The organism is Rossellomorea aquimaris, assembly GCF_001877785.1.
In the GTDB taxonomy this organism is placed as follows: Bacteria; Bacillota; Bacilli; order Bacillales; family Bacillaceae_B; genus Rossellomorea; species Rossellomorea aquimaris_A.
Genome location: NZ_MINN01000073.1, coordinates 1 through 18,206, shown reverse-complemented (window position 1 = coordinate 18,206; position 18,206 = coordinate 1). Strand labels below are relative to the sequence as shown.

Here is an 18,206-nt window from a genome sequence, read left to right as displayed (position 1 = left end):
TATAGGACAGTCTGTTATTCCCGGTTTGAATATATGAAGCTTCATTGATTTAATAGTCGGTCTCATTTTGGTGATATGGCTGTTTACAAAAAAAGCAGAACTGCCGCAGTAGGGCTGCTCGTTATGTATTTATTGGCTCAGATTATCATGTTGTTTTCTATCCAAAATGCAGCTGCGGGATTCTGGACGGGCAGATTAATCATGATGGCCTTGTTTATCACTATTTATTCTCGAGGAGTTCATGCAGCTTTTGTATTTCACAGATTAAAAAATGAAAAAGAGGTAGATAGGCCAGCTGATTCAGTTTCTTTGTAATGGTTGAAACTCAGCATGTGTTTGTAGATGCTTTGTCTAATATAACAGTATAATCATTAAAAGGAGAGATTCCCATGTTCAACAAACACAAAAAAGCCATGCGCAACGCCAAATTCAAAAAGCTGATCACCCGAACAATCGGACACGTGAAGGTGGACACTGTGCTGACTGAAGAGCGGGTTACGCCTGGTGATACGCTTGTTGGTGAAGTTCAGCTGTCGAGTAAGAAAGGGTTTAAAGAGATAGAGAAGGTAAGTGTTTCACTTATGCAGCAGTTCCCATTTTCGGATGATACTGTGGCCAATCTTTCTTTGATCACTTCTGAAATGAGATTGTCAGGGGAGCAGAAGGAGCTCAATGAGTTGGTCTTGCCTTTCGAATTGAAGGTTCCTTACTTTACGCCGAAGAGTGCGGTTAACAGAAAATGCTGGATTCAGACGGACATTGATCTTCCTTATAAGCTGGATCCGAGGGATATGGATTTCATCGTGGTAAATGAACATCCACTTCTTCCATACGTAAATAAAATCGTGACGGAAGAGCTGGGGTTTGTTAAGACGAATAGAGAAGAAGTCATTCATTATCCGGGGTTCAAGCCGAAGTGGGTCATTGATAAAAGGATCCTGAACCATCCTCTTTATCCGATGCTGTCAAGCAGACAGGTGCCGGTGGCTCATGAAATCGAATATTTCCCTCCGGAAGAGTTCAGGACCAAATATCGGGAGATCGAGTTTATATACGATATTAGCGAAAACGGCATGGATTTGTATGTAGAACTCCAATTTATAATCCCGAAAGAGATTGGCGGTTACTTCAAGCGTGCTGCCATAAGTGAAAGCGACCGGGATGAAAGAATCCACAAGCTTTCTTTCACTAATGAAGAAATTGAGGACCCGGAGACCATCAAAAAGAAGCTGATTGAACTCCTGGTAAACACTGAAATACCGGAAGAATTAAGAGTTTAATCAAAAGTTTGTTTAAAAAGAATGAAGTCCTATACTGAACTATAAAAGCTTCGAAAAAACCACTCAGTTGTTGAGTGGTTTTTTCAAATGATTCAATATTTCTTTTCAATCTTTTGCTTTATAGTCTCGATTTTTTCAGGAACAACATACAAATAGTCAATCAAACCTTCTAACAGCTCTATCAGCAGTTCTGCTGTTTTGTCATCTACCTCTTTTTCCAACTCAAGCATTTGGAAAAATGGACTGTCCGGACGGGTAAGTTGGCTTAGTGTTTGAATGGGCGATGATAAATCAACATTCTTTGGCAGCTGCTCGAACTGTTCTGATAAAGTCTGGCTTTTTGCTTTATCCGTATTCAGGTTTTTCACTAAACTTTCAAGGACGCGCTTGGTCATGACGGCTGTGGCTGAGTGATCATTCGACTGATTCACATTTAATGCTGAACGATAGGACCTTACAAGATCCTGTGAAATTCGCTTGTTATCTTGAATTTTATCAAGAGGACCATTTGTTGCAGTTGGATCATAGACGTGGACGGTGACTTCTTTTGTTTGTTTCATCGAGTCTTCCTTGATCATTAGAATAAAAGTAGAAGGTTTTTTGCACACAGAACAAATCCCCTCTGAAAAAACACCGGTCTTAATCTGATAAAAGTTGGCTTTTAATGAAAACTCTCCTTGTTTACGACAACCCGGGCACTGCGTCCGGACCTTTTTTGGGACTTTTAAGTATCCATACTGAGTAGATGATACTATCGATCCTTGCGTAATTTCTCTCATTTCAACCTCCTAAACAGCAAAGATTTTTTCGTTTTATTTGTAAAAGTATGAAAAATCATACAATTGCTTCTATATAAAATTATAACTTTATAAAGCTGGACAACAAGCCTCAATAAATGGAAAATGAAACCAAATGTTAGTCGAAATAAAAACTATCAAGATACATGTCTATGAAGAAGATTCGAAGAAATAGTTCAAAATAATGGGGTGCTATCAAATGGAGTTATACAAAACTCTCTTTCAAGGGCAGTTTGCAGATAGGAAAAGGGTATACTGTCTGTGGTTATTGTTTTTAAACAAACGTTTGTTTATAAACGTGAAGCGCGTCTCCAAGATTTTTTCATAATTCAAAACAATTTGTATTCTGCATAGCAGCACTTCCACAGCCAAAACATTCGGAAAAACCGCTATAATTGGGTAGAATAGTAACAATGGTGTTATTGACTAACGGTTGGAATGCAGAAGGAGAGAAATCATGACACATTTTACAGATGACAGCATAGCTTTGCATACGGATTTATATCAGATAAATATGACCAAGGCCTATTGGGATGATGATTTCCATAATCGAAAGGCTGTTTTTGAGGTGTTCTTTCGAAAGCTGCCTTTTGGTAATGGATATGCGGTGTTTGCCGGTTTGGAACGTGTGATTGAGTTTGTGAAGAATTTTCATTTCAGTCAGAGTGATATTGAGTATTTGAGTGAACTGGGGTATGAGGAGGAATTCCTCAATTATTTACGTGATCTCCGCTTCACCGGGACGATCCGCTCTATGCGGGAAGGGGAGCTTGCTTTTGCCAATGAGCCCCTCTTACGAATTGAAGCACCCCTTGCCCAGGCTCAGCTTCTGGAGACGGCGATCCTGAATATCGTTAACTATCAAACATTGATTGCGACGAAGGCGAACCGGATCAAGCAGGTCGTCCATGATGAAGTGGTGATGGAGTTCGGTACCCGCCGTGCGCATGAATTGGATGCGGCGATCTGGGGTACGCGTGCGGCGTTCATCGGCGGATTTGATGCGACCAGCAATGTGCGTGCAGGGAAGATTTTCGGGATGCCTGTTTCGGGTACTCATGCCCATTCGCTGGTACAGGCGTATCAGGATGATTACACGGCTTTCCATAAGTACGCTGAAAGCCATACGGACTGCGTGTTCCTCGTTGATACGTATGACACCTTGAAATCAGGCGTGCCGGCTGCGATCAAGGTGGCGAAGGAGCTTGGGGATAAAATCAATTTCAAGGGGATCCGCCTCGACAGCGGGGATATGGCTTACTTATCGAAGAATGCCCGCAAGATGCTCGATGAAGCCGGTTTTACCGAAACGAAGATCATTGCCTCCAATGACCTTGATGAATACACCATCTTGAACCTGAAGGCGCAGGGAGCCCGGATTGATGTATGGGGTGTCGGGACGAAGCTGATCACTGCATACGATCAGCCGGCGCTGGGTGCGGTGTACAAGCTTGCTTCGATCGAGAATGAAAAAGGCGAGATGGAAGACTCCATTAAGATTTCAAGCAATGCGGAAAAAGTATCCACTCCAGGATTGAAAAAGGTTTATCGGATCATCAATAAGGTTAATCATAAATCAGAGGGGGATTATATTACGCTTGAGCATGAAGATCCCCAGCATGAAGACCGGCTCAAGATGTTCCACCCAGTTCACACATACATCAGCAAGTTCGTCACGAACTTCGAAGCAAGGGAGCTTCACGTTGATGTTTTCAAAAATGGTGAGCTCGTATATGAAACACCTTCGCTGCAAGTGATGAGGGAATTCGTCAATGAAAATCTGGAGTTATTATGGGATGAGTACAAGCGTTCCATGAATCCGGAAGAATATCCCGTGGACTTGAGCGATGAGTGCTGGACGAACAAGATGAGCCTCATTCAGAAAGTAAAGGCTGAAGTGAAGGAAAGGTTTCACTCAGGCAGGTAATTAGATTTGTGATCGGGTAACATAAATGGGTATAATGTGATAAAACCTAACATGGAGTGTGAAATTATGGATTCTCTTCAGAAACAGATCGTTGATGAAATGATGGTGTCGCCTGAAATCGATCCAAAGAAAGAGATACGCCGAAGCATCGATTTCATGAAAGACTATTTGAAAAAGCATTCATTTTTAAAAAGTATGGTGCTCGGTATTTCCGGCGGACAGGACTCTACCTTATTAGGGAAGCTTGCCCAGATGGCCGTTGATGAACTGAATGAGGAAGCGGGAACTGATGAGTATGCATTTTACGGAGTTCGTCTTCCGTACGGTGAGCAGGGTGATGCCCAGGATGCGATTGACGCCGTGGAATTCATCAAGCCCTCCGAGTCCATGACTGTCAACGTCAAGCCGGCAGTGGATGCAAGCTTTTCTTCTTTGAAAAAGGAAGGCATTGAGATGTCCGACTTTGTCAAAGGAAACGAAAAAGCGCGTGAAAGGATGAAGGTTCAGTTCGCGGTTGCCGCAATGAAAAAAGGTGTCGTGCTTGGAACCGATCATTCAGCGGAAGCTGTCACAGGATTCTATACGAAATTCGGTGACGGAGCGGCTGACCTTGTCCCTCTTTTCCGCCTGAACAAGCGCCAGGGGAGATCACTCTTGATAGAGCTTGGCTGCCCGGAGCATCTTTATAATAAGAAGCCGACAGCCGACCTGGAAGAGGACAAGCCGCTTGTTCCTGATGAAGAAGCGCTCGGTGTCACCTATGATCAGATCGATGACTTCCTTGAAGGAAAAGAAGTGCCGCAGGAAGCCAGGGAAACAATCGAGAAACACTACCTGAAATCACAGCATAAGCGTCATCTGCCGATTACGGTGTTTGATGATTTTTGGAAATAAGACTAACGAAAAGCCGATTCTCATATGATTGAGAGTTGGCTTTTTTTGTTTGGGCACGGCCGGGGCGGGTGCGTACGGCAATTGGAGTGTCAAATTGCGGTGGAACGCTATTGGGGGATTATTCCTATTTTCAAAAGATCTTTGGTCATAATTAAAAGATTTTCCACCCGAATTCGAAGATTAATGAGTGAAATTAGAAGATTATCGTTCGAAATTCGAAGATTCCGCGCCCGCAGCTCCATTCCACGAAACAACCTTCATCCGGTTTGCCTGCTCAGCTGAAAGAAATGAGGCCAAACACCACCCACATGACAAATTTCCTAAAAATTCGTATTATTTTTCACCCGAAATGGAGGATTTTTGAAAAACGAAACGAAAGTATTAATAGTTAGAGAGAAAAAACATTTAAAAGGGATTTAGGAGGGGTCGCATGACACAGGAAGTGGTAAATCCGAAATTGCAGAATGTCGTTGAAAATATAGAGAAAGTCATGATAGGCAAGAGAAAGGTGGCGGAGTTGAGCGTGGTGGCGTTACTCGCCGGCGGTCACGTGCTGCTTGAGGATGTCCCGGGTGTCGGGAAGACCATGATGGTCAGGGCGCTTGCGAAATCAGTGGGGGCAAGCTTCAAGCGGATCCAGTTCACGCCGGATCTTCTTCCGTCGGATGTGATCGGGGTCTCGATCTATAATCCGAAGGAGATGGAGTTCAGCTTCAGGCCGGGGCCGATCATGGGAAATATCATCTTAGCGGATGAAATCAACCGTACCTCCCCGAAGACGCAGTCAGCACTGCTTGAGGGGATGGAAGAAGGAAGTGTGACAATCGACGGTAATACGCGCAGGCTGGATAAGCCGTTTTTCGTTATGGCCACACAGAACCCGATCGAGTATGAAGGTACCTATCCTCTTCCAGAAGCCCAGCTGGACCGTTTTCTTTTGAAAATGAAAATGGGGTATCCAGAGCCGGCTGAAGAGATGGAAGTACTGCACCGGGCGCAGAAGAACCCTCCGATTGATGAGTTGGAGGCTGTGATGACCCTGGAAGAACTCCGTTATCTTCAGGAAGAAGTGAAAGAAGTGCTGGTGGATGACACGATTAAGAAATATATCGTGGAAATCGCTGGCCGAACGAGGATCCATGCGAATGTGTATCTGGGAGCCAGTCCGCGTGGATCGATTGCGCTGATGAAGGCTTGTCAGGCATATGCGTTCTTAAGGGGGAGGGATTTTGTGATTCCGGATGATGTACAATTCCTCGCACCATTTGTGTTCGCCCACAGAATCATCATGAAATCGGAAGCCCGTTACGAGGGGATCACCCCGGAAGAAGTGGTGGAGCGGGTGATGGCGCGCATCCCGGTGCCGGTTCAAAGGCTTGTGAGATAGCATGAAGAACAAACTTCAGATACTAAAGCCGATCGGCAAGCTTCTGCTTCTTCTTCTATTGATTGCCATCACGTTTACGTATGCAATGTTTCAGGGCGGATTTGTGAGCTGGTTCCTTTTTTACAGCTTCATTCCTTTTGCTCTGTATTCACTGCTTGTGTTCTTTTATCCGCTTTCCGATTTTTATGTGGAGAGAAGGTTCGAGTCACTTGAATATAAAGCGGGGGATGAATTGAAGGTGACACTGACGCTGAGAAGGAGGGTTCCTTTTCCGTTGTTTTATATGGTGCTTGAAGATGTCGTGACGGAATCTTTATTCAGGCAGTCCGCTTTTCAGAAAGCGAAATCGATGATCTACCCGGGGTTCAGGAGGGAAGTGAAGCTTTCCTACTACATAGATGAGCTCCCGCGCGGTGAACATCTTTATTCCGCGGTGCGGCTTAAAACCGGTGATTTCTTCGGGGTGTTTGAAAAAGAAGCGGTCATTGAATGCAAGGATCAGCTCCTTGTTTATCCTTCCTTCGTGGAGGTTCAATACAGGCCGCTCGAGAACCGCTACGATCAGGGAATGACCTCGTCCAATGTGAAAATACAGAAGGATACGACAATGGCAACAGGTGTGCGCTCGTATCAGCCGGGTGACCGTTTTTCATGGATTCACTGGAAGTCGTTCGCCCGGACAAATGAATTGATGACTAAGGAATTTGAAGAGAGGCAGTCTCATGATGTGCTCATCGTGCTCGACCGTGAGTATTCCGCGGCCTTTGAACCGATGGTCACCTTCACGGCCTCCGTTATTCGCTCCATTATCAAAAAGGGGGCGCAGGTCGGTCTGGTGTCGATCGGGGAGGACCATCAATCATTCCCGATCAGGGGCGGTGAGGAACATCAGGGACAGCTTTTCTATCATCTGGCGAAGGTCCAGCCCGACAGCCGGTTTGCGCTGGGGAAAGTGCTCCAGGGCGAAGGGTTGAATTACTCGCAGTCCGCAGCCGTCTTTTTCGTGACGGCTGAAGTTTCGAAAAAAATGATCATGAGCGTGAACAATTATACAAAGCGCAGCAGTTCAGTCGTCATTTTCCTGGTGAAGGCAAGGGGCGAGTCCTACACGGACGAGGAAAAAGCGTTGAAAGCCTATGCGGCTTCACGCGGAATTTGGCTGAAGGCCTGCTATGATGGGGACTTCTCATCTGCCTTTGCGGAGGTGAAGCGGGCATGAAGGGAAAAGCATCAAGTAATCAATTTTATTCCATATTGATCTATCTGTTCGGATTCCTGCTTTTATGGGAATGGCTGAAGCCTTTGAAGGTGCTCACCGATACTGGTGACTTAACGTACTTTATCCTGTTCATTGTGCTTGCTCTGACACTCTCTTATTTCCGCGTCCACTACTTGCTGTCGGGTACGGTAAAATCCGTTTTCATCCTGGTTGCCCTGCATGCCCTTTATTTTCAGGGTTCATTGCTGGGACTTGCCTGGCTGGGTGAGTTTGTGAAGGATGTGTGGCGGAACCTCGGTCTGACGCTGGGCAGGGACTGGTCCGGTTTATCATTTGTGTATCGCAGCCTGCTGTTCTTCATCCTTCTGTGGCTGATGACGTATCTGATTCAATACTGGCTGTCGGTCAGGAAAGCGATCCTGCTTTTTTATATCATGACGGTCACGTATATCAGCGTCATCGATACGTTTACGGAGTATGAAGGGGACAGGGCGATCGTAAGGGTCGTCGTCTTTGGCTTCCTGCTGATGGGGCTACTTGCCCTTGAGCGGTTGATCCAGGGCGAGAAATTAAATGGGCTGGCAGCGAATATGAACAGGCACCGATGGATCGTGCCGCTTACCGTGATGCTCGGGGTCAGCTCGATTGTGGCATTTGCCGCCCCGAAAGCGGATCCGCTGTGGCCGGATCCCGTGCCTTATATTCAATCATTCGCGGAAGGTTCCGGAGGCTTGAGCGGTGTAAACAAGCTCGGGTACGATACAGATGATTCCCAGCTCGGCGGACCGTTCATCGGCGATCCAACGGTTGTCTTCACGTCTGAAGTGACAAGGGAGCATTACTGGAGGATCGAGACCAAAGACATGTATACCGGAAAAGGATGGGAGCAATCCATAGACGAAGAGGAGGGTGTCCCTTTTGCTTCCGGGGAAGAGATCCCGTTATCCTTCACGGCTGAAAATGAGGAACGCGACCTCGAAACGGAAAACGTGAAAATAGAGAAAGGGTACTCTCATGTGGTTTACCCTTATGGGGTTAAAAACGTAACCGGCAATGAAGAGGGTGCTTTTGAATTCCTGCCGGTAAAAGAGAAAATAAGAAGTCTTGATGAAAAAGGTGAACCGGTTAACTTAGGCGAATACGCACTCACTTACCGCCAGCCGTCTTATTCCCAAAAAGGGATGAGAGCGGCGAACGAAGGACAGGAAGCCATGCAGGTGCCTGAATTCGTTGAACGCTATACGCAGATCCCTGCCTCAACCCCGCAGCGTGTAAAGGATCTGGCTGCGGAAATCGCGCAGGATAAAAAAGACTGGTATGACAAGGTGCGTGCCATTGAAGGATATTTTGAGAAAGAGGCGTTTGTGTACGATCAATTCGACGTCCCGGTGCCTGAGGAAGATCAGGACTATGTCGATCAGTTCCTGTTTGAAACTCAAAGGGGATACTGCGACAACTTCTCGACTTCGATGGTTGTCATGGTCAGGTCCCTTGGTATACCGGCCCGCTGGGTAAAGGGATATACAGAAGGGGAATACAGCCGCCAGATCGATTCTCAGTACAAGCTTTACGAGGTGTCCAATAATAACGCCCATTCATGGGTGGAGGTATTCTTCCCTGAAGTCGGCTGGGTACCTTTTGAGCCGACCGTCGGTTTCAGCAGCAATATTGCCTATGAGTATGATCTCGATGTGCCTGATACAGATGAAGATCAAGTCCCCGTCCCTGAAAAAGAAGAAACACCTAAAAAGCCGCTGGAGCCAACTGAAGATGAAGCGGCAGGCGGAGGTTTTTCTTTCAAGGATGTGTGGGAAACGATCAAAACCTTCTTCGCAGAGAACTGGGGTAAAATACTGGCAGGATTTTTACTGCTGGCTTTTGCCGCAGTGATGGCCTATATTTTCAGAAGGCGCTGGCTCCCGTATTACCTGATTATTTATTACAGAAGGAGAAAGTCTGAGGATATCTATTCGGAAGCTTATATCTCGCTGGTGAAACAATTAGGCAGATATGGATTAAAAGTGAAGGACGGACAGACCCTCCGAGGGTATTCCCGTTACATTGATTCGTTCTTCGGAACCCATGAGATGACCAGCCTGACCAACCGTTATGAGCGTACACTATATGGTCATAAGCCTGATCATGAAGATTGGGTGAAGATGAGAGAATTATGGGAAAATTTAATTAAAAAGACAACTGGTTGACCGCTTCATCAACAAGGTTTAAAATGATGTCAACTAAATAATAGAGTTCGTTAGCATCCTTCGTATATCCTCGATAATATGGTTCGAAAGTTTCTACCCGGTCACCGTAAATGACTGGACTATGAAGGCAGTGTTCTATTTAGACATCATTGTATGCCCAAAAACTAGAATCCTGCCTTTATACAGGCGGAGTCTAGTTTTTTTGCTTTTTTGGCCATTAATTGCCGCTGTTGATTTCCGTGCAAGACTTCGCTTTCCGCGGGTGACCCGTGAGCCTCCTCGGCTATCGCCTCCGGGTAGAAAAGCGGAGGGGCTTTGGTCAGAGGCGGGTGGCATAAGGCGAATCGGCTAAGAAGGGGTTCTTTGCCTTCTTGGATGAGTTGACTTATGACATGTGCCTCTAAGCCCTGGAGCTGGACAAGTCTCACGTTGGTCACTTCTCCCGCAGGAGTCTTCGTCTTGCACTCCAATCAACAGCTGGAACAAGATATAACAACTGTTGGCTTCCAATTAAAAACAAGCAAGCTATGTGGAGATTTCTTGGAAGAAATTCTCTAAATATAACCTCAGAGTGGATTGGAGCGGAAGGCACTTGACTCCGACGGGAGATTGAGGAAAGGTCGAGACCCCACAGGCGGAACGCCGAGGAGGCTCGACTTCCTCCCCTGTGAATCTTGTGCCTGCAGCGGAATGGAACGGTCTCGGTTAGGGCTGGACACAGAACACAATTTTTTATGGAATTGCTAACAAACAGGATGTATTTGTGGATGGTAAGGGAATCATACACAAAAGAGAGATAAATAAATGGATGAGGTGAACTGAATGCTAGGTAAAGAGGAATTGCATAATCAGGAAATGATCGTCGTTTTAGACTTTGGAAGTCAATATAATCAGTTGATCACACGAAGAATCCGTGAATTCGGGGTGTACAGCGAGCTGCATCCGCACACCATCACCCTTGAAGAAATCAAGGAGATGAATCCGACAGGGATCATCTTCTCCGGTGGTCCGAACAGCGTATACGGTGAAAACTCGTTCCGCTGTGATGAACGAATCTTCGACCTTGATGTCCCGATCCTTGGCATCTGCTACGGCATGCAGCTGATGACGATGCATTTCGGCGGTAAAGTGGAACGTGCCAAGCACCGCGAATACGGGAAAGCGGCCATCAACATCGAGAAAACATCGAAGCTTTTCTCCGGCCTTGAAGATGAGCAGGTTGTATGGATGAGTCACGGGGATCTTGTAGTAGAAGCCCCGGAAGGCTTTGAAGTGAACGCAACAAACCCTTCATGCCCGATCGCTTCGATGAGTAACGAAGAAGAGGGGCTGTATGCCGTACAATTCCACCCGGAAGTACGCCACTCTGTACACGGCAATGAAATGCTCAAGAACTTCGTATTCGAAGTATGCGGCTGTGAAGGCGACTGGACGATGGAAAGCTTCATCGACATGGAAATGGATAAGATCCGCCAGGTCGTCGGAGACAAAAAAGTTCTGTGTGCATTGAGCGGCGGAGTGGATTCTTCTGTCGTAGCTGTCCTGATCCATAAAGCGATCGGCGATCAATTGACTTGTATTTTCGTGGATCACGGCCTTCTTCGCAAAGGTGAAGCAGACAGTGTCATGAAAACTTTCGCTGACGGCTTTAACATGAACGTGATCAAAGTGGATGCCCAGGACCGATTCCTTAACAAGCTCAAAGGTGTATCCGATCCTGAACAGAAGCGTAAAATCATCGGTAACGAATTCATCTATGTCTTTGATGACGAAGCGACAAAATTGGAAGGTATCGATTATCTTGCTCAAGGTACCCTGTATACGGATATCATCGAAAGCGGGACGGCGACTGCACAGACAATCAAGTCCCACCACAACGTCGGCGGGCTGCCTGAAGATATGCAGTTCACCCTGATTGAACCTTTGAATACATTGTTCAAAGATGAGGTCCGCGCATTGGGTTCTGAGCTTGGCATTCCGGATGATATTGTTTGGAGACAGCCTTTCCCTGGTCCTGGTCTCGGTATCCGCGTACTTGGAGAGATTTCTGAAGAGAAGCTTGAAATCGTACGTGAATCCGACTATATCCTTCGTGAAGAGATCAAGAAGGCCGGTCTTGACCGCGATATCTGGCAGTATTTCACCGTTCTTCCTGATATCCGCAGTGTCGGTGTCATGGGTGATGCAAGAACATATGATTACACAATCGGCATCCGCGCCGTTACATCGATCGACGGCATGACATCCGACTGGGCCCGCATTCCATGGGATGTTCTTGAAAAAATTTCGACCCGTATCGTAAACGAAGTCGACCACATCAACCGCGTCGTGTATGATGTAACAAGTAAGCCGCCTGCTACAATTGAGTGGGAATAAGCTCTTTAACTGAATAAAATCAGCTCCATTGGAAGTTGATGCATCCCAAACCGAACATTTTATGAATTATTTTTATAAAATGTTCGGTTTTTCTATTGACCACTACTGTGTTCGTTGGTACAATAGTCATGTCTTAATAAATCTTAATAGTAATTGTTACGTCGTATAATTTCGGGAATAGGGCCCGAGCGTTTCTACCAAGCTACCGTAAATGGCTTGACTACGAGGTAATTGATAGATGGACTTTATATTTCAGCAAGTCCCTTCTGTTTTTTATCTTACAGTCAAAGCTCTGAACTTTCGGTAGTTCAGAGCTTTTTTATTTTGAGATCTGCGACGGCACGAAGGAGGAGTAAGGATATGAGGAATTTCTTTCAGTTTGAACAACTTGGAACCAACTACAAAAGAGAAATAATCGGGGGACTGACAACATTCCTTTCGATGGCCTATATTTTGGTGGTCAACCCGCTGACGTTGACCCTTCAATCAGTACCGGACCTTCCGGACAGCATGCGCATGGATGCCGGGGCGGTATTTGTGGCGACCGCGCTTGCGGCAGCGATCGGTTCATTGATCATGGGGCTGCTCGCGAAGTATCCGATCGCGCTTGCACCGGGGATGGGACTTAACGCATTCTTCGCTTACACGGTTGTATTGACGATGGGTGTCTCCTGGCAATCCGCCCTTACAGGGGTTTTGATTTCAGGATTGATTTTTATTGCATTGACGCTTACCGGGCTTCGTGAAAAAATAATAAACTCCATTCCAGCGGAATTGAAGTTCGCAGTTGGAGCTGGTATCGGACTTTTCATTACGTTTGTAGGGTTTCAGAATGCAGGTATCATCGTCAATAATGATGCTGTTCTTGTGGGAGTTGGAGATTTGACCCACGGCAACACACTGCTTGCTATCTTTGGTATCGTTGTGACCGTCATCCTTATGACAAAGGGCGTCAAAGGCGGTATCTTCATCGGAATGGTCGCAACCGCGATCGTTGGTATGGTTGCCGGGCTCATCGACACCCCGAAAGGGATCGTAGATGCGGCGCCGAGCCTGGCACCGACATTCGGGGCTGCGCTTGATCCGCTGTTTAATGATGCAGGCAGTATTTTTACCATCCAGATGCTTGTTGTCGTTCTGACATTCTTATTCGTCGACTTCTTTGATACGGCAGGTACACTTGTTGCCGTTGCGAACCAGGCAGGATTAATGAAGAACAATAAACTTCCGCGCGCAGGAAAAGCATTATTCGCGGACTCATGTGCGACAGTGGTAGGGGCTATCCTGGGTACTTCAACTACTACATCCTATATCGAATCTTCCGCTGGGGTTGCGGCAGGGGCAAGGACAGGGTTTGCTTCAGTCGTCACCGGAATTCTATTCTTGCTGTCAATCTTCTTCTTCCCGCTCCTTGCGGTCATCACGGCACCCGTCACAGCACCAGCTTTGATCATCGTAGGGGTACTGATGGTTTCATCACTTGGTGAAATCGACTGGAAGAAGTTCGAAATCGCAGTACCGGCATTCCTGACGATCGTCGCCATGCCGCTTACCTACAGCATCGCAACAGGTATCGCAATCGGATTCATCTTCTACCCGATCACCATGATGATCAAAGGGCGCAGGAAAGAAATCCACCCGATCATGTACGGTTTGTTCGTCATCTTTGTACTGTATTTCATTTTTATTGCTTAATATGCTAGTCTTTTGATTATTATCAACAATAAAGTTCACATCAGAACTGATCTCTTTATAGAGGTCAGTTCTTTTATTTGGTCTTAGGCGTTGTTATTTGATTTTTGCTCATTCTAGCTTTTGGTTGGAGTGCAAGACGAAGACTCCTGCGGGAGAAGCGGCCAATGTGAGACTTGTCCAGCTCCAGGGCTTAGAGGCACATGTCATAAGTCAACTCATCCAAGAAGGCAAAGAGCGCCTTCGTGGCCGATTCGCCTTATGCCACCCGCCTCTGACCAAAGCCCCTCCGCTTTTCTACCCGGAGGCGAAGCTGAGGAGGCTCACAGGTCACCCGCGGAAAGCGAGTCTTGTATGGAAACCCAAAGCGGCGATCCAACCATTTTCTAAGAATGGCCACAAAAAAAGAGGATGTGACGGAAACGGAGAGAATGTAATACTCAAAGGGAAGTTATATTATTGATAAATGTGTTCATTTTCGTTAAAATCATGAAATCGGATGCTTGTCGAAAATGGTCGAAATGATGGGGAGAAATTCATATGTCTACTTTGAGTGTAAAAAAAACATTGAATAACAATGTTCTGATCGCCGAACATGAGAGTTACGGGGAAGTCGTGCTGATCGGGAAAGGAATCGGGTTCAACCGGAAAAAAGGAGATCCGATCCAAAACGATATAGCCGAAAAAATGTTCGTCCTGAAAGGGGAGAAAGAACAGGAGCAGTATAAAAACCTTCTGCCTTTCCTCGACGAAAAGATGTCGAACGTGACCATCTCTGCCATCGAACTTATCAGGGAGAGGACGAATTCGTTCTTGAATGAACACATCCACATCGCCCTGACTGACCATATCCTCTTTGCCATCAACCGGCTGATGAGGGGCATGGAAATCCGCAATCCTTTCCTGGTGGAAACAAGGACCCTTTATCCTTTTGAATATGAAATCGCGCGAGAAGTAGTGGAAATGATCAACGATATGACCGATGTGAATCTGCCCGAGGGGGAAGTCGGATTTATCGCGCTTCATATTCACAGTGCAATGATGAATAAAGATCTTTCCGAGGTAAACCAGCATTCCCAGTTGATATCAAGGCTGACGGCCATGATTGAACAGCAGCTGGACGTGAAAATAAACAAAGAAAGTGTAGACTATATGAGGCTGGTCCGTCATATTCGATACACGATCGAACGCGTCCTCCGCGAAGAACGGGTGGAGGAACCAGAAAAAATCGCAAAACTGTTGAAAGAGGAATACCCTCTCTGCTATAATCTATCTTGGAAGCTGATCAAGATGATGCAGCAAACATTGAGGAAACCTGTTTATGATGCAGAAGCGGTGTATCTGACTATGCATCTGCAGCGTATACAGACTAAAGTTAAATAATGTACTTATCTATCTTACGTGTTACTGATTCGATCAGGCATGAGTAAAGAAGATAATTGAAACGTGTAAATTGGGGCAGTCTATCCCTATACGTTCATTATCCTCTTTTCTCATGCCTTTTTTCATGGCCAGCTCCGGCGCCTAGCCCCTCGAGACGTTTCGGACAGCCTAATGAAGTCAAAGAACGACTTCACTGGTCGGTCCAAGAGCGTTGGTCGGGGCTGAACAAGGCGCCTGCGCATTTCTTGTTTGCTATCATCTAATCTGCTGAATAAAAACCATTTATCAAAAGGAGGAAAATTCAAATGTTTAAAAAGGCTTTTGGCGTGTTACAAAAAGTCGGTAAAGCACTAATGCTTCCGGTTGCGATCTTGCCGGCTGCCGGTCTATTGCTTGCATTTGGTAATGCTTTGCAGAACCCAACACTATTAGAAATAGCTCCATTCCTTTCAAACGGGGGAGTCGAAATGGTTGCCAGTGTCATGGAACAAGCTGGCGGAATCATCTTCGGTAACCTCGCACTTCTCTTCGCAGTCGGTGTAGCCATCGGACTTGCCGGCGGTGAAGGTGTTGCAGGGCTGGCGGCAATCGTCGGTTTCTTGATCATGAACGTAACAATGGGAACTGTTGAAGGACTTGGCATCCCTGATGTTACAGGTGAAGGGGTAGACCCTGCGTATGCACTTGTCCTCGGAATACCGACACTTCAAACCGGAGTGTTCGGCGGAATCATCGTCGGTATTCTGGCAGCGTATATGTACAATCGATTCTTCCAGATTGAATTGCCGTCATACTTAGGTTTCTTCGCTGGGAAACGATTTGTTCCAATTGCCACTGCTGCATCTGCAGTCGTGTTAGGTCTATTGATGCTTGTCATCTGGCCGCCGATCCAAAACGGTTTGAACTCATTCTCAAACTTCATGCTTGGTGAAAACAGAGCATTTGCAGCATTCATCTTTGGTGTAATCGAACGTGCGTTGATTCCATTCGGACTTCACCACATTTTCTACTCGCCATTCTGGTTCGAATTTGGTACGTATACATCTGAAGCTGGCAACATCATCCGTGGTGACCAGGCCATCTTCATGAAACAAATTCAAGATGGTGTGCAGGATCTTACTGCAGGTACCTTCATGACTGGTAAATTCCCGTTCATGATGTTCGGTCTTCCTGCTGCGGCACTTGCGATCTACCATGAAGCGCGCCCTGAGCGTAAAGCGGTAGTAGCGGGTATCATGGGATCTGCTGCCTTGACATCATTCTTGACTGGTATCACAGAGCCGATCGAATTCTCATTCTTATTCGTAGCTCCTGTACTATTCGGTATCCACACAATCTTTGCGGGTCTATCATTCTTGACCATGCACCTGTTGGACGTAAAAATTGGTATGACATTCTCAGGCGGTCTGATCGACTACATCTTATTCGGTCTGATCAACCCGCAGACTAATGCTTGGATCGTGATCCCTGTAGGTCTTGTATTTGCGGTCATTTACTACTTCGGTTTCCGTTTCGCGATCCGCAAATGGAACCTTATGACTCCAGGCCGTGAAGAAGTGGAAGACGAAGATGAAGAAGGTACAGCAGCAGCTGGAGGAGCAGGAGAACTTCCATATAATGTTCTAGAAGCGCTTGGCGGCGAAGAAAATATCGCTCACCTTGATGCTTGTATCACTCGTCTGCGTGTATCCGTTAATGACGCGAAAAATGTTGATAAGCCAAGACTTAAAAAATTGGGTGCCTCAGGTGTACTTGAAGTGGGTAACAGCATTCAGGCGATCTTTGGTCCTAAATCTGATACATTGAAATCACAAATGCAGGATATTATGCGCGGTAAAGCACCACGCAAAGCACAGACAAATGCAAGTGAAGAAGTAGAACAACAAATTGAAGAAGTGAATCCAGAAGCTCTTCAAACAACTGAAGAAGAAAAGCATGAAAAATTTGTAGCACCTATCACAGGTGAAATCAAAGATATCAAAGAAGTACCCGATCAAGTATTCTCAGGCAAAATGATGGGAGACGGTTTTGCGATCCTGCCAACAGAAGGAACAATCGTTTCCCCTGTAGACGGTAAAGTCGTAAATGTATTCCCGACAAAACATGCTCTTGGCCTTGAATCCAAGAATGGCCGCGAAGTATTGATCCACGTTGGTATTGATACAGTGAAACTTGAAGGAAAAGGCTTCGAGGCGCTGGTAAAAGAGGGAGACCAGGTCGAAGCGGGGCAACCGTTACTTGAAGTAGACTTAGACTTCATCAAAGAAAACGCTCCTTCTATTATCACGCCGATTGTCTTCACGAACCTGAAAGAGGGTCAGCAAGTGACTCTTGAAAAGACAGGCAAAGTGAACCGCAGCGATGAGGATATCATCAAGATCGATTGATTTGTATCAAAAACCCCTGCGCCTTAGAAAGGCGCAGGGGTTTTATTTATATAGAAGAAAATGGGGGCCGTGACTGTTGAAAAACCGGCATTGTAACCCCTGCAGGATGATAAATAATAGGATATATAGAACTCTATTAAAAAGTTTCGAATTAATTTATCGAAAACTGTTGACGGAACTCGAAATGGTTGATATACTTTAAAAACCGTCGCAAGTGAGACGCGAAAACAACTTCATTTAATAGAAAAGCCAGAAAAACTTTTTAAAAAAAGTTGTTGACAAAACCGCTTCAAACTTGGTATGATGGTTAGGTCGCTTCAAACGAAGCAAGCAACAAATTGAACCTTGAAAACTGAACAAAACAAGACAATTACGTCAACGTTAATTCTAGATTTACCGCAACGATTGAATCGTTGCAAACAAGAGCTATTCAAACTTTTATCGGAGAGTTTGATCCTGGCTCAGGACGAACGCTGGCGGCGTGCCTAATACATGCAAGTCGAGCGGATTTTGGGAAACCTAGTTTCCCCTTAATCAGCGGCGGACGGGTGAGTAACACGTGGGTAACCTGCCTGTAAGACTGGGATAACTCCGGGAAACCGGGGCTAATACCGGATAATTCAGTTCCTCGCATGAGGAACTGTTGAAAGGTGGCTTTCA

Annotated in this window: 11 protein-coding genes, 1 rRNA gene and 2 riboswitches; of the genes, 11 read left to right on the top strand and 1 reads right to left on the bottom strand. The window is 45.9% G+C overall.

Annotated features, from left to right (window positions below):
* Positions 1-389: 389 nt before the first annotated feature.
* On the top strand, positions 390-1,280 hold the full coding sequence (locus BHE18_RS03665) for a sporulation protein (RefSeq protein WP_071617292.1): 891 nt from the start codon (positions 390-392) through the stop codon (positions 1,278-1,280).
* A 92-nt stretch (positions 1,281-1,372) separates the two neighbouring features.
* Here BHE18_RS03665 and BHE18_RS03660 read toward each other — a convergent pair whose 3' ends face one another.
* Positions 1,373-2,059, bottom strand: a complete 687-nt coding sequence (locus BHE18_RS03660; protein ID WP_071617291.1) for a hypothetical protein — start codon at positions 2,057-2,059, stop codon at positions 1,373-1,375.
* 475 nt (positions 2,060-2,534) lie between these two features.
* Between BHE18_RS03660 and BHE18_RS03655 the strand changes: the two genes are divergently transcribed.
* The 10 genes from BHE18_RS03655 to BHE18_RS23445 all read left to right on the top strand — a co-directional run.
* Positions 2,535-4,004, top strand: a complete 1,470-nt coding sequence (locus BHE18_RS03655) for a nicotinate phosphoribosyltransferase (protein ID WP_071617290.1) — start codon at positions 2,535-2,537, stop codon at positions 4,002-4,004.
* Between the two features lie 66 nt (positions 4,005-4,070).
* Positions 4,071-4,898, top strand: a complete 828-nt coding sequence (nadE, locus tag BHE18_RS03650; protein ID WP_071617289.1) for an ammonia-dependent NAD(+) synthetase — start codon at positions 4,071-4,073, stop codon at positions 4,896-4,898.
* A 430-nt stretch (positions 4,899-5,328) separates the two neighbouring features.
* Entirely contained in the window at positions 5,329-6,285 is a 957-nt protein-coding gene (locus tag BHE18_RS03645; RefSeq protein WP_071617288.1) for an AAA family ATPase, read from the top strand.
* Position 6,286: 1 nt separating this feature from the next.
* Positions 6,287-7,504, top strand: a complete 1,218-nt coding sequence (locus BHE18_RS03640) for a DUF58 domain-containing protein (protein ID WP_071617287.1) — start codon at positions 6,287-6,289, stop codon at positions 7,502-7,504.
* Positions 7,501-9,708 (top strand): transglutaminase TgpA family protein, encoded by a 2,208-nt coding sequence (locus BHE18_RS03635; RefSeq protein ID WP_071617286.1) that lies wholly within the window; start codon positions 7,501-7,503, stop codon positions 9,706-9,708. Before BHE18_RS03640 ends, BHE18_RS03635 begins: the two co-directional genes overlap by 4 nt.
* Positions 9,709-9,748: 40 nt before the next feature.
* Positions 9,749-9,850, top strand: a riboswitch (purine riboswitch).
* 680 nt (positions 9,851-10,530) lie between these two features.
* Positions 10,531-12,084: a glutamine-hydrolyzing GMP synthase gene (gene guaA / locus BHE18_RS03625; protein ID WP_071617284.1), complete on the top strand. Its 1,554-nt coding sequence runs from the start codon at positions 10,531-10,533 to the stop codon at positions 12,082-12,084.
* A gap of 141 nt (positions 12,085-12,225) precedes the next feature.
* A riboswitch (purine riboswitch) is annotated at positions 12,226-12,327 on the top strand.
* Between the two features lie 117 nt (positions 12,328-12,444).
* The gene (locus tag BHE18_RS03620; protein WP_071617283.1) at positions 12,445-13,779 is read left to right on the top strand and encodes an NCS2 family permease; all 1,335 of its coding nucleotides are present in this window, start codon (positions 12,445-12,447) and stop codon (positions 13,777-13,779) included.
* 537 nt (positions 13,780-14,316) lie between these two features.
* Positions 14,317-15,159, top strand: a complete 843-nt coding sequence (gene glcT, locus BHE18_RS03610) for a glucose PTS transporter transcription antiterminator GlcT (protein ID WP_071617281.1) — start codon at positions 14,317-14,319, stop codon at positions 15,157-15,159.
* A gap of 305 nt (positions 15,160-15,464) precedes the next feature.
* Entirely contained in the window at positions 15,465-17,546 is a 2,082-nt protein-coding gene (gene ptsG / locus BHE18_RS03605; protein ID WP_071617280.1) for a glucose-specific PTS transporter subunit IIBC, read from the top strand.
* A gap of 438 nt (positions 17,547-17,984) precedes the next feature.
* A 16S ribosomal RNA gene (locus BHE18_RS23445) occupies positions 17,985-18,206 on the top strand; the annotation flags it as partial.